The 11,959-nt window shown below is 69.3% G+C and carries 14 protein-coding genes; 6 read left to right on the top strand and 8 right to left on the bottom strand.

Features of this window, described 5'->3' with window-relative positions; genetic code table 11:
• Positions 1-227 precede the first annotated feature (227 nt).
• Entirely contained in the window at positions 228-359 is a 132-nt protein-coding gene (locus ATK30_RS46840) for a hypothetical protein (protein ID WP_279629989.1), read from the bottom strand.
• A complete protein-coding gene (locus ATK30_RS10990; protein ID WP_101435512.1) occupies positions 356-592 on the bottom strand; it encodes a hypothetical protein in 237 nt (78 codons plus the stop codon). The genes ATK30_RS46840 and ATK30_RS10990 overlap by 4 nt, the downstream gene beginning before the upstream one ends.
• A 238-nt stretch (positions 593-830) precedes the next feature.
• Between ATK30_RS10990 and ATK30_RS10985 the strand changes: the two genes are divergently transcribed.
• Positions 831-1,514, top strand: coding sequence for a TetR/AcrR family transcriptional regulator (locus ATK30_RS10985; RefSeq protein WP_101435511.1), 684 nt, complete (start codon positions 831-833; stop codon positions 1,512-1,514).
• A gap of 63 nt (positions 1,515-1,577) precedes the next feature.
• Here the strand turns inward: ATK30_RS10985 and ATK30_RS10980 are convergent, their stop codons facing one another.
• Positions 1,578-2,408, bottom strand: coding sequence for an SAM-dependent methyltransferase (locus ATK30_RS10980; protein WP_101435510.1), 831 nt, complete (start codon positions 2,406-2,408; stop codon positions 1,578-1,580).
• Between the two features lie 148 nt (positions 2,409-2,556).
• On the opposite strand from ATK30_RS10980, the gene ATK30_RS10975 reads away from it, so the two are divergent.
• Together ATK30_RS10975 and katG are read left to right on the top strand one after the other, a co-directional pair.
• Positions 2,557-2,985 (top strand): Fur family transcriptional regulator, encoded by a 429-nt coding sequence (locus ATK30_RS10975; protein ID WP_009073531.1) that lies wholly within the window; start codon positions 2,557-2,559, stop codon positions 2,983-2,985.
• A gap of 24 nt (positions 2,986-3,009) precedes the next feature.
• Positions 3,010-5,253: a catalase/peroxidase HPI gene (gene katG, locus ATK30_RS10970; protein WP_101435509.1), complete on the top strand. Its 2,244-nt coding sequence runs from the start codon at positions 3,010-3,012 to the stop codon at positions 5,251-5,253.
• Positions 5,254-5,334: 81 nt separating this feature from the next.
• Here katG and ATK30_RS10965 read toward each other — a convergent pair whose 3' ends face one another.
• Together ATK30_RS10965 and ATK30_RS10960 are read right to left on the bottom strand one after the other, a co-directional pair.
• The gene (locus tag ATK30_RS10965) at positions 5,335-6,231 is read right to left on the bottom strand and encodes a C1 family peptidase (RefSeq protein WP_101435508.1); all 897 of its coding nucleotides are present in this window, start codon (positions 6,229-6,231) and stop codon (positions 5,335-5,337) included.
• Between the two features lie 241 nt (positions 6,232-6,472).
• A complete protein-coding gene (locus ATK30_RS10960; protein ID WP_101435507.1) occupies positions 6,473-7,153 on the bottom strand; it encodes a TetR/AcrR family transcriptional regulator in 681 nt (226 codons plus the stop codon).
• Between the two features lie 142 nt (positions 7,154-7,295).
• Here ATK30_RS10960 and ATK30_RS10955 point away from each other — a divergent pair, with 142 nt between their 5' ends.
• Genes ATK30_RS10955 through ATK30_RS10945 form a run of 3 tightly spaced genes read left to right on the top strand, consistent with a single transcriptional unit; the run spans position 7,296 to position 10,341 of the window.
• Positions 7,296-8,462, top strand: a complete 1,167-nt coding sequence (locus ATK30_RS10955) for a sensor histidine kinase (RefSeq protein WP_101435506.1) — start codon at positions 7,296-7,298, stop codon at positions 8,460-8,462.
• Entirely contained in the window at positions 8,459-9,922 is a 1,464-nt protein-coding gene (locus tag ATK30_RS10950; RefSeq protein WP_101435505.1) for a BTAD domain-containing putative transcriptional regulator, read from the top strand. The genes ATK30_RS10955 and ATK30_RS10950 overlap by 4 nt, the downstream gene beginning before the upstream one ends.
• A complete protein-coding gene (locus tag ATK30_RS10945; RefSeq protein ID WP_101435504.1) occupies positions 9,919-10,341 on the top strand; it encodes a VOC family protein in 423 nt (140 codons plus the stop codon). Before ATK30_RS10950 ends, ATK30_RS10945 begins: the two co-directional genes overlap by 4 nt.
• On the opposite strand, the gene ATK30_RS10940 is transcribed toward ATK30_RS10945, so the two are convergent.
• From ATK30_RS10940 to ATK30_RS10930, 3 genes are read right to left on the bottom strand one after another with little or no spacing between them, the layout of a single operon-like run.
• A complete protein-coding gene (locus ATK30_RS10940; RefSeq protein WP_101435503.1) occupies positions 10,319-11,248 on the bottom strand; it encodes a hypothetical protein in 930 nt (309 codons plus the stop codon). The two genes, ATK30_RS10945 and ATK30_RS10940, sit on opposite strands and share 23 nt — an antisense overlap.
• Positions 11,245-11,553 carry a type VII secretion target gene (locus ATK30_RS10935; RefSeq protein ID WP_101435502.1) on the bottom strand — a complete coding sequence of 103 codons (309 nt, stop codon included), beginning with the start codon at positions 11,551-11,553 and terminating at the stop codon, positions 11,245-11,247. The genes ATK30_RS10940 and ATK30_RS10935 overlap by 4 nt, the downstream gene beginning before the upstream one ends.
• Positions 11,550-11,957 carry a YbaB/EbfC family nucleoid-associated protein gene (locus ATK30_RS10930; protein WP_244194582.1) on the bottom strand — a complete coding sequence of 136 codons (408 nt, stop codon included), beginning with the start codon at positions 11,955-11,957 and terminating at the stop codon, positions 11,550-11,552. The genes ATK30_RS10935 and ATK30_RS10930 overlap by 4 nt, the downstream gene beginning before the upstream one ends.
• Positions 11,958-11,959: the final 2 nt, after the last annotated feature.

Below are 11,959 nucleotides of genomic sequence, written 5' to 3'. Positions count from 1 at the left end.
GACCCGGGCCGGTCGGGACGCGGTACCGCGGGTCTCCCGCCCAGGGGCGAAATGGGCAGCGCTCACCGAGGTTCGGCAGCCTGAAATTCACCCGGACGAGTGCAGTATCGACCGCACAAACCGGTGACCCCGAAGTGGCTCAGTGCCCTCCGCCCGACCGGATGCGGGCGCGCGAAAACCGCACCGGGGTTGACCGGTGCTGAGACGTCCAGCGGAGACGCCGCCGGTTACTTGGTCGAGCCGGGCTTCTTGCCCTCGTCCGCTCCGCCCTGGGGAACGTCCTCTTCGGACCAGTCCAGCCCGGCTTCGGCGACCACGCCGTCGAAAATCGGGGTGGCCACGGCCTGTTCCGCGCTCATGACGCGCTCACCACGTCGATGATCGCGTCCGCCGAGATCCACTGCGGATTCGCGTCTCTTGCCTGGCCGTCGACCTGGACCGGGACCCAGGTGACCGCGGTGGCGTCGTCGGTGACCGGGGCCCCGGTGACCACCCCGCGCCGGCACAGCTGACGCCTGCCGGTGCGCTGGCCGACCAGGTAGGTGACCCGGTGCCCGGTGGACAGTTCCGCCCGGTGCTGTTCGCCGTCCATGTGTGTTCCTCCCTGCACGCTGCCCTGGTGGGCGGCGCTCGCTTCATCGACGCGACTCGCTCCCCTCGCGCCGATGACGCACTCCCGGTCCGTGATCTGGGTCACGTCGACACAACCGCCGCCGCGCAGGCAACCGCCGCATCGAAGGAACCTCGACCACTGACAGTCATCCCTCTATACCCAAAGTAACAGGGACAGTGGCGTATCTGGTATGTGACCCGGCGATACACTCGCGCGGATGACGTCCTCAGGTACTCCGCCCGACGGGCGGGCCACCCGGTGGGCAGGGCAGCGCGAACGCCGGCGCCGGGAGTTCGTGGAAGCCGGAATGCGCGCGATCGCCCGGTACGGGCCGGAGGTGTCCACCGAGCAGATCGCCGACGAGGCCGGCGTCGCTCGCACGCGCATTTACAAGCATTTCGCCGACGCCGCCGATCTGCAGCGCGCTATCGCCTTGCGCGCGGCGGAAATGATCGGCGCGCAATTCGCGCCGCTGTGGGGAGTTTCCGGCACTCCGCGCGAAATCGTGTACGCGACGATCGGCGCGCATATCGAATGGATTTCCGAACACCGCGAGCTTTACCACTATCTGATGCGGCAGTCGGTGACCGGGCCGCGCGACGTCGTCGCGGACGTGAAAACCGCGATCGCCCAGCAGCTGACCGTGCTGTTCGAGTACTACCTCGGCCTGTTCGGCGCGGACCAGCGAGTCGGGGAGACCATCGCCTACGGACTGGTCGGGCTCGTCGAATCCAGCACCGCGCGCTGGCTCGACGCCCCGCGCGGCATCGACCGCGAGGACCTGCGCCAGCTGCTGGCCCGCTGGGTCTGGTCGATCCTCGACGACACCCTGCGCACGGTCGGCGTCGCGCTCAACCCGGATTCGCCGTTGTCCGACCTGGACTACCGCATCCTCGACTGACAAAAAGGCCTCCCCGCGGCGCGTGACCGCGGGGAGGCCTCGAAACGAAGACGAGCGAGAGCGTCAGGCCTTCCGGCCGACCCCGCCCGCGATGCACTCCTGGACCTGGTTCAGCGGCTGGTAGCGAGGGCCGTCCGGCCACCAGTCGTCGCACAGCACCAGGCCGGGCTCGACGAGTTCGGTGCCGCCGAACATCCGCGCGATCTCGTCGTAGGTGCGGAAGAGACCGCTGCCCATCGGGCTGTGCGTGAACTTCTCCTCCATCTGCCGGGCGATCTGGCTGTGCTCCGGCGTCTGCGGGTCGAGGAAGTGCGCGATGACCACGAACGATCCGGACGGCAGCGCGTCCACGTAGGTCTGCATCATCTCGGCGTAGTCGTCGCCGAGGTAGTGGTGCAGGGTTCCGTTGTGCAGCAACGCGATCGGCTGGGTCCAGTCGAGGAACTCGCGCGCGGTCTCGTTCTGCAGGATCTGCTCGGGCTTGAAGATGTCCGCGTCGATGAAGCGGGTGTTCTCGTTCTCCTCGAGCAGCGCGCGGCCGTGCGCGAGCACCACCGGGTCGTTGTCCACGTACAGCACGCGCGCCTCGGGGATGATCCGCTGCACGACCTGGTGCGTGTTCTCCGCGGTGGGCAGGCCAGACCCGCAGTCGAGGTACTGCGTGATCCTGCCCTGGGTGGCGAGGAACCGGCAGGCGCGGATCAGGAAGTTGCGGTTGGCCCAGGCGAGGTCGTTGACCTGGGGGGCCACGGTCCGCACCTGGTCGAGGACCCTGCGGTCGATCTCGTAGTTGTTCGTGCCGTTCAGCGCGGCGTCGTACACCCGGGCAATGCTCGCTCGCGTGATATCGACCCCGACCGGGTGCGAACTGGGCGATTCGACGGCCTCGGTCATTTCTGGCGTCACCTCGGATGTGTCGGACGTCTCTTCGGGCCTACTCACCGTAGACCGTCCGGGCTGTCAAGCGACCGCCAGGAGGAGGACAACCGGAGTGGGTGACAGATTCTTGATTCATTCCAGAAAATGCGGCAGACTCCGGGGCATGCCGACGACCACGGACTTCGAGCAGCTGCTGCGCGGAGTGCAGTTGCGGATCACGCGCCCAAGGCTGGCCGTGCTCTCCGCGGTGCACGCCAACGCGCACGCGGACACCGAATCCGTCATCGGCATGGTGCGCGCGGATCTCGGCGAGGTGTCCCACCAGGCCGTCTACGACGTGCTGCGCGCACTGACCGAGGCGGGTCTGCTGCGGCGCATCCAGCCGCCCGGTTCGGTCGCGCGGTACGAGGCCCGGGTTGGCGACAACCACCACCACGTCGTGTGCCGCTCGTGCGGCGCCATCGAGGACGTCGACTGCGCGGTCGGGGAAGCGCCTTGCCTGACCGCGTCCGAAGCACACGGTTTCGTCATCGACGAGGCCGAGGTCGTCTACTGGGGCCGATGCCCCGCCTGTTCGACGGCAGCAAACTGATTCCTGATTTCCGGAAGGATTCCCGTGTCTGACACCCCGAACGCCGAAGTCGGCGAGATGAATGAGGAGACCGCTGGCGGGTGCCCGGTCCACACGGGCCGCTTCGCGCACCCGACCGAGGGCGGCAGCAGCCGTGACTGGTGGCCGAACCAGCTCAACCTGAAGATCCTCCGGAAGCATCCCGCCGTGGCGGACCCGATGGACGACGGCTTCGACTACGCCAAGGAGTTCCAGAGCCTCGACCTCGACGAGGTCGCCCGCGACGTCGACGCGGTGCTGACCGACTCCAAGGAGTGGTGGCCCGCGGACTTCGGCAACTACGGCCCGCTGTTCATCCGGATGGCCTGGCACAGCGCCGGCACCTACCGGATCGACGACGGCCGCGGCGGGGCCGGCGCCGGGCAGCAGCGGTTCGCGCCGCTGAACAGCTGGCCGGACAACGGGAACCTCGACAAGGCGCGCCGTCTGCTGTGGCCGGTCAAGAAGAAGTACGGCAAGAAGATCTCGTGGGCCGACCTGATGATCTTCGCCGGCAACCGCGCGCTCGAGACCATGGGCTTCAAGACCTTCGGCTTCGCCGGCGGCCGCGCCGACGTGTGGGAGCCGGACGAGGACGTCTACTGGGGCCCGGAGCGCACCTGGCTCGGCGACGAGCGCTACTCGGGCGACCGCGAGCTGGAGAACCCGCTGGCCGCGGTCCAGATGGGTCTCATCTACGTGAACCCGGAAGGCCCGAACGGCAACCCGGACCCGATCGCCGCGGCGCGCGACATCCGCGAGACGTTCGGCCGGATGGCGATGAACGACGAGGAGACCGTCGCCCTCATCGCGGGCGGGCACACCTTCGGCAAGACGCACGGCGCGGCCGACGCGGACAAGTTCGTCGGCGCGGAGCCGGAGGGCGCCCCGATCGAGCAGATGGGCCTCGGCTGGAAGAACAGCTTCGGCAGCGGCAAGGGCCGGGACGCCGTCACGAGCGGGCTGGAGGTCACCTGGACCCCCACCCCGACCAAGTGGAGCAACTGGTTCTTCCACAACCTGTTCACCTACGAGTGGGAGCTGACCAAGAGCCCGGCCGGCGCGCACCAGTGGAAGCCGAAGAACAACGCCGCCGCGAACACCGTGCCGGACCCGGAGACCGGTGAGCTCAACCGGGCGCCGAGCATGCTGACCACCGACCTGGCGCTGCGCTTCGACCCGATCTACGAGCCGATTTCGCGCCGGTTCTACGAGAACCCGGACGAGTTCGCGGACGCCTTCGCCCGCGCCTGGTTCAAGCTCACCCACCGCGACATGGGCCCGATCCAGCGCTACCTCGGCCCGCTGGTGCCGCAGGAAGAGCTGATCTGGCAGGACCCGGTCCCGGCCGTCGACCACGAGCTGGTCAACGACGCGGACGTCGCGGACCTCAAGGCGAAGATCCTCGAATCCGGCCTGACGGTTTCGCAGCTGGTGTCCACCGCGTGGGCGTCGGCGTCGACCTACCGGCACAGCGACAAGCGCGGCGGCGCGAACGGCGCCCGCATCCGCCTCGAGCCGCAGCGCGGCTGGGAGGTCAACGAGCCGGACGAGCTGGCTCAGGTGCTGCGCACGCTCGAGGGCGTCCAGGAAGCGTTCAACAGCGCGCAGACCGGCGGCAAGAAGATCTCGCTCGCCGACCTGATCGTGCTGGCCGGCGCGGCGGGCGTCGAGAAGGCGGCGAAGGACGGCGGGGTCGACATCACCGTTCCGTTCACGCCGGGCCGCACCGACGCTTCGCAGGAGCAGACCGACGTCGAGTCGTTCGCGCCGCTCGAGCCGAAGGCCGACGGGTTCCGCAACTACCGCGGCAAGGCCAACCGGCTGCCGTCGGAGTACCTGCTGGTCGACAAGGCGAACCTGCTCAACCTGAGCGCGCCGGAGATGACCGTGCTGGTCGGCGGCCTGCGAGTGCTGGGCGCGAACTACCAGAACTCGGCCCACGGCGTCTTCACCGACCGGCCGGGCACGCTGACGAACGACTTCTTCGTCAACCTGCTCGACATGGGCACCGAGTGGAAGCCGGCCGACGGCGAGGGCCCGAACGCGGAGTCCTTCGAGGGCCGCGATCTCGCCACCGGCGAGGTCAAGTGGACCGGGACCCGCAACGACCTGGTGTTCGGCTCGAACTCCGAACTGCGCGCCGTCGCCGAGGTCTACGGCTGCGACGACGCCAAGGAGAAGTTCGTCCGCGACTTCGTCGCCGCGTGGCACAAGGTCATGAACAACGACCGGTACGACCTGGTCTGAGTTTCCTGATCCGCTGAACAAGGGCTCCTTGCGGGAATTCCCGCAAGGAGCCCTTTGCCGTTGCCCGGGTCGTTGCCCGGGTCAGCTCTGGACGAGCTTGCCCATCGCGTTGACCTCGTCGACGTCGCCGGTGTTGAAGAACGACCACGGCACGGTCACGAAACCGTCCGCGCCCCAGCCGGATCCCCAGCTGTTCTCGATCTTCACGCCCTGGTCGTTGTAGGCCACGATGGTCACCTCGTGGCCGCCGACGACGGGGTCGCTGTTCGAGTCGCCGGGCAGGTACGAATAGTCGCTCGCGGTCGAGGCGTCCAGGTTCATGAAGCTCTGGTGCACGGTGAACCCGATCGCGACCGGCTCGCCCTGGGAAATGGCGTTCTCGATGTCGGATTTCGCCGCGTCGCCGCTCGTCGACAATTGCGTGTAGCCGGACAGTTTGTAGTTCGCCGCATTCGCCCTTTCGTTCTGATCCGGCTGGGTGGTGTAGTCGAAATCGCCCTGCCAGTAGTCGGACTTCGTGTCGATGCCCTGCTGCTGTTCCATCGGCAGCGCGACGCTCGCCCAGGTGCCCTGGTCGTTGCCCTTGGCGATCTGGGAGTAAATGAACATCGGGGCCATCGGGCCGCCGCTGATGCCCTGCTCGTTCATCAGCACGCCGTAGCCGGTGTAGCCGGTCGCCCAGGTGACGCACGAGCCGACCTGGCCCTGGTCGCCGGGGGCGTTGGTGTACTGGGTGAGGTCGCCGCTGGACGGCAGTTCGGCCGTGGCGCGCTGGTGCACCGGGAGAGCGGAGTTCGCGTGGGCGTGCTTGCCCGCCTGCGCGGCTTTCAGCCCGGCGACGTTCAGTCCGAGGCCGTGCTTGAGGTGCTGCGGGTGGTGCTGGGCCGCGGCCGCGGAGGCAGGGGTCGCGCCCATCGCCGCGGCGAGGCCGGCCGCGGCGAGCAGGGAAACGAGTGCGGACGTTTTTCTGATCTGCATTCTGATGCTCCTTGTGGACATGCAGAAAAAGAATTCGGAAAGGGTGGGGAGGTGGATCCGACCACTGCAAAGGTAGATCGGCGAAAATTTCCGGGGAACCTACGAAAGGAGGGACCGCATCAAGTGTGGAATTGAGGCGAATCGATCAAGCGGACATTGCGCCCGTTATCGCCGCTATTCCGGCGAACTGGTCCATGGTGGACACTGGAGGAACCGCTGTTTCCGGCGCGATCCGATCCGCTCAGTCGGGCAACGGGGTCGTGCGCGCGCCGTTGAGGAGGGCGTCGATCGCCCATCGGGAACGCATGTCTCCGTTGCCGGAGAACAGGTTCGCGCTCGCCGCGGCGATGTTCGGATGCGTTTCGGGCGAGAGGCCGCGGACGGTTTCGGCGAGCGCGTCGTGCTTGCGTTCCGTCTCTGGCCGGTCCTTGCGGCTGCTGTGCTCGACCGCGCTGGCGGTGGCGACGAGCAGCAGCAGGTCGACCGTCCACGCGGCGGGCCCGGACGGCACCCCGGCTTCGGCGAGCAGGCCGAGCACGGTGTCGACGATGGCGAGGTAATTCGGCCCGTTCAGCGGGGTCACGAGCGCGACGCGGGCGAGCCCGGGGTGGGCGTACAGGACGTCGCGGTAGGTGGACAGGACTGTCCACAAGCGACTGCGCCAGTCGGCCTCGGCGGCACTGTCGGTGGTGGGGACTTCGCCGAGGAGTTCGTCGAGCACCGCGGCGTGGAGTTCGTCGGTGTCGCGGACGTAGACGTAGAGCGAGGCCGGGCCGGTGTCCAGTTCCTTCGCGAGCCGCCGCATGGTGACGCGCTCGGCCCCTTCGCGGCGCACGACGTCGAGAGCGGCCGCGACGATGCCTTCGCGGCTCAGCGCGGGCTTGGCGGGACGTTCCCGGCGGTTGTAGCCACTCGCGGTCATCCGCCCATGGTATGCGCACGCCGCCCGAACGGTCTGGACCTTGACCGGTCTGCTCGGCGAGCACGCTGAGCAGGACGCGCACGCGACGGGATATCGCCGATATGCCGGGCGGCTTCGGACGCGGTTTCCTAGGCTGGACCTCGTGTGGGAGACAGCGAAGGACCGGTTGCGGGGCCGGCTGGCGGACGGCTTGGCCCGGTCCGGGCTCACGCTGCCCTGGTGGGTGCCGCTGGGGACGACCGCCTTCACGGTGAGCGGGCTGGTCGTCGCGGTGGGGCAGCGGGTCGGACCCGCGCTGCCGGCGGCGATCGCGGGGTTTCTGCTGGCCACGTCGTCGACGCTGCTGTGGGTGTGCACCGGCAGGCTCGCGCCGTCGTGGCTGAAGGCGCTCGGGATGCTCGCCGGGATCGGGCTGTTGCTGGCCTATCCGGTCGTGCCGGACTTCGCGCCGATGCCGTTGGCCGTGCTCACCGGCGAACTGGGGTCGATCGCGTCGGCGCGGGTCGCGTTCGCGGCGACCGGCGGGGCCGCTGCCGTGCTCGGGGCCGCCGCGTTGACGGTCGGGCTCGTCGGATTCCCGGTGTATCTGCTGGCGGTGCTGGTCGGGTTGGCCGCCGGGTTCATGCTGCGCTGGTACGTGCGCGCGCTGGACGCCGAGCGCGGCAAGCAGGAAGCCGTGCGGGAACAGGCGCGGCTCGGCGAGCGCCAGCGGATCGCGCGCGAGGTGCACGACGTCGTCGCGCATTCGCTGAGCATCACGTTGCTGCACGTCACGGGCGCGCGGCACGGGTTGCGCACGGATCGCGACGTCGACGAGGCCGTCGCGGCGCTCACCGAGGCGGAGCGGATCGGGCGGGCTGCGATGGCGGACATCCGGCGCACGGTTGGATTGCTCGCGCAGGAGTCGTCGGGAACGCGGCCGTTGCCCGGTGCGGGCGACATCGCGGACCTGGTGGCCGAAACGTGCGCGGCCGGGTTGGTCGCGGACTACGAACTGGAGGGCGACGTGGCCGCGGTCGGCGCCACGGTTGGGTTGGGGCTCTACCGGATCGCCCAGGAGTCGCTGGCGAACGTGGTCAAACATGCTCGGGGGGAGAAAGCATTGGTACGGCTGGAGATAGGTTCCGCGGACGCCCGATTGACTGTCCGCAATGGACACAACGGTGCGGCGCGCAACGAGGGCGGCTCGGGGTTGGCGGGCATGACGGCGCGGGCGGACCAGCTGGCTGCGCGGCTGTCTGCCGGGCCCGAGGGCGGCGAGTGGGTAGTCGACGTGACCGTTCCGCTGGCGCGCGGGGCCGCGTCGTGACCGCTGCCTCCGGGGAACTGCGGGTATTGCTGGTTGACGATCAGGAGCTGGTGCGGTCCGGATTGCGGCTGATCCTGCGCCGCCGCGACGGGTTCGTGGTGGTGGGGGAGTGCGCGGACGGCGACGAGGTCCCGGCCGCGCTCGAAGCGGCCGGCGGGGTCGACAGCGTCGATGCCGTGGTGATGGACCTGCGGATGAAGCGCGTCGACGGCATCGAGGCGACGCGGCGGCTGCGCGCGTCCGGCCCGCGTCCGCCGGTGCTCGCGCTGACCACGTTCGACGACGACGAACTGCTCGCCGGAGTGCTGCGCGCGGGTGCGGTCGGATATGTGCTGAAGGATTCGCCCGCCGAGGACCTGATCCGCGCGGTGCGAGCGGTCGCGATGGGCGAAGCGTGGCTTGACCCGGCGGTCACCGGCCGCGTGCTCACGACCTACCGTGCGGCGGCATCTGATCGCCCGGCGATGCCGTCCGGGTTGCTGACACCGCGCGAGCTGGACGTGCTGACGGCGGTGGCTCGGGGTCTGACGGATGCGGAGATCGCCGGAACACTGGGGATTTCCGCGAGCGCGGTCGAGGCGCATTTCGAGCGGGTGTGCGCGAAACTCCGCCTCCGCGACCGGGCGGCGGCCATCGTCTACGCCTTCGACCACGGCCTGGTCACCCCGGGCGTGGCCCCGGCTCCGGCTGGCCCGGACGCGTTGCGGTTCAGCGTGCTCGGCCCGTTGCAGGCTTGGCGGGGGCCGAACCTGCTCGACCTGGGCCCGGTGCGGCAGCAGGCGCTGCTGGCGGCGCTGGTCCTGCGGCCTGGCGAGACGGTCAGCCCCGGAGAGCTGCTCGACGGCGTGTGGGGGCTGGAACCGCCCGGGACCGGTGGCCGGGTGGTTCCGGTCTACGTGCACCGACTACGGAAATGCCTGCGTGGGGCTGGTGAAAGGACGGAAGACTCCGTCATCGGCAGCGATCGCGGCGGATACCGCTTTGCCGCGGAGCGAGCGCACCTGGATGTCACCGAGCTGACCGACCGGATCGCGGAAGCCTCGACCGCCACCCGCGGCGGCGACCCGGCGGCGGCTGTCGAGGCTTACGCCGGTGCGCTGGCCCTGTTCCACGGCGAGCCGTTGGCCGGATTGCCCGGACCGTTCGCCGAGGGAGAGCGCGTGCGGCTGACCGAACGTCGGCTGACGTTGGTGCAGGAGAAGGCCTTGCTGCAGCTGAAGTTGGGCCGGACCGACGATGTGGTCCACGAGCTGTCGGCGTTGCTGGCGGTGCATCCGCACCGGGAACCGTTGGCGGTGCTGCTGATGCGGGCGCTCCACGGCGGTGGCAGGCGGGCTGATGCGCTGGCGGTGCATCGGCGGATGCGGGAACGGCTGCGGACGGACCTGGGGGTGGAGCCGGGAGCGGAGCTGGACCGGGAACTGCGGGTGGTGCTCAGCTCGGACCGGGCTCCCTCGTGAGCGAGCACGGGACGCTGCACCATGTCGAGTTGTGGGTGCCGGACCTCGGCCGCGCGGCGGCATCGCTGGGATGGCTGCTGGAAGAGCTGGGATATCAGCCGTTTCAGAAATGGGCCGCCGGACGCAGCTGGCGGCTCGGGCCGACATATCTCGTGGTCGAGCAATCCCCGGCGCTGACCGCGGACCGGCACGACCGCTGTCGGCCGGGGCTGAACCACCTGGCGTTCCACGTCGAGGACGCGGCGACGGTCGAGCGGTTGGCCGCCGACGCCGCCCGGCATGGATGGCGGCTGATGTTTCCGGAGAAGCATCCCCATGCGGGCGGCGCGGAGCACTATGCCGCGTACTTGGAGAACGCCGACGGCTTCGAGGTCGAACTCGTCGCGGCGGAAGCGGTCAGGTCTGCTGGGTCGTGCTGACCGGAGTGCGCGGGCGGTGCTGGCCCGGGTACTGAGAATCCGGCGAAGCAGAATCCGAGTCCGAGTACTGCGAATCCGCCGGATACTGCGACTCCGACGAACTCGGGTACTGCGAACTCGACGACGGATACTGCGAATCCGACGAAGAAGCCGAACTGGAGTCCCCAGAACCAGACTTCGAAGCTTCGCTGAGCTTCGTCATCAGCTGCGTAGCCGCTTCCAGCCCCTGGGTCACCGAAGTGATCAGCTGCAGCAGATTGTCCGAGTCCGACAGCAAAACGCCGAGCTTCTGCGCGATCTGCCCGCCGTATTGGGTAGCGATCGCCACCGCCTGCGGGATCGCCGCCGCGATGCTCGCGCCGAATGTCGCCTGCGCGGCGGCGAACGCCTGCGTCATCAGCTGGATGATCTGCCCGACAGCCTCCGAAATGAGGCCGCCGACCTCCTGCTGTGCCTTCGCGACGACCTTCCCCGCGCCGGTAGCCGCCTTGGCCATCGCGATGCCCGCCTGGCCGACCGCCTCGACGCAGTCCGCGTGTTGCGAACTGTTGTCGCGATAGCTCGAGGCCGAAGAACCGCTCCATCCCGACGTTTCCGGACCAGCCGACTGCCGGTAATCCTCCGCGACCGACGACACCTGCTGGCCGCTGCCCTCCATGCCCTGCGAGTGCGAAGACACGGAATCCGGGTTGCCCTGCAACTGCTTCAACGGTTCTTCCAGGAACCGCACCAGTTCGGTGATCATCCCGAACCCGGCGGACGTCAAGGCGGCGAGCGGGTCCTGCGACGCGCCGAGCAGGTCGAGCGCGGTGGTGGCCCCGCCGAGTCCGGCGGACACCCAGTCGTGGTTCTCGACCGCCTTGGTGGTGGTTTTCAGGTCTGCGAGCAGCTGGCCGGAATCAGTCACGGCAGGTCCTTCCCGGGCAGCGAGGCCGCGTTGCCCTGGTCGCGACGCTCGTAGCTTTCCGCCGCCTGAGCGAGATTCGCGCTCACCTTGTCCACAGTGGACGAAGCGTGCGAGACGGCGTCATTGGTCTTGGCGACCGCCGACTGCAGGCCCGCGGTGAGGAACTGCACGAAGACGCCGAGTGCCTGGTCGCCGAGCCCGGAGGGGGCGCTGCGGGCGACATTGCCGAGCCGGTCGGCCAGGTCGCCGACGGTGGCCGCGTGCCGGCGCAGTTGCGCGGGGTCGACCTCGAACCCGGCGGTCACGAGATGATCCCCGGGTTCGCGAAGTAGTCGTCCTCCTGGCGCGGCGCGGCCGGAGCGGCCTCGACCGGCAGGTTGTCGCGGACGAGCTGGAGCGCGGGGCCGTCGCCGACGTAGTCGGTCATGATGTCCACGACCTGTGCGCCGGCCTGGCGGTGCGCGTCGTGCACGGTCGCCAGGATGAGCCGGGCGAGTGCGTCGGCTTCCAGCGCGCGGGCGGCGGGGCTCAGCCGGAGATCGGTCAGCGCGCCGCTCGGGCCCACCTCGACCTCGACCTCGCCGCGCGGGGACGCGGCACGGCCGCCGACGCGGCTGAGGCTCGCGCTCGCTGCCTCCGCGTTCGCCCGCATCCGGGACAGGTTTTTCTGGTACTCGGCGAGCCAGGCCGCCGAATCTTGGATCGGCACGG

Origin of the sequence: Amycolatopsis echigonensis, from assembly GCF_002846615.1 — a bacterium.
GTDB lineage: Bacteria > Actinomycetota > Actinomycetes > Mycobacteriales > Pseudonocardiaceae > Amycolatopsis > Amycolatopsis echigonensis.
The sequence above is the reverse complement of the archived record's forward strand: the minus strand, read 5'-3'. Positions and strand labels throughout refer to the sequence as shown.

What these genes read in the sequence shown, in the direction of transcription:
- ATK30_RS10985 (WP_101435511.1), top strand. Translation starts at nt 831, where the DNA reads ATGACGTCCTCAGGTACTCCGCCCGACGGGCGGGCCACCCGGTGGGCA.
- ATK30_RS10965 (WP_101435508.1), bottom strand. Translation starts at nt 6,231, where the DNA reads ATGCAGATCAGAAAAACGTCCGCACTCGTTTCCCTGCTCGCCGCGGCC.
- ATK30_RS10975 (WP_009073531.1), top strand. Translation starts at nt 2,557, where the DNA reads ATGCCGACGACCACGGACTTCGAGCAGCTGCTGCGCGGAGTGCAGTTG.
- ATK30_RS10960 (WP_101435507.1), bottom strand. Translation starts at nt 7,153, where the DNA reads ATGACCGCGAGTGGCTACAACCGCCGGGAACGTCCCGCCAAGCCCGCG.
- ATK30_RS10980 (WP_101435510.1), bottom strand. Translation starts at nt 2,408, where the DNA reads ATGACCGAGGCCGTCGAATCGCCCAGTTCGCACCCGGTCGGGGTCGAT.
- ATK30_RS46840 (WP_279629989.1), bottom strand. Translation starts at nt 359, where the DNA reads ATGAGCGCGGAACAGGCCGTGGCCACCCCGATTTTCGACGGCGTGGTC.
- ATK30_RS10990 (WP_101435512.1), bottom strand. Translation starts at nt 592, where the DNA reads ATGGACGGCGAACAGCACCGGGCGGAACTGTCCACCGGGCACCGGGTC.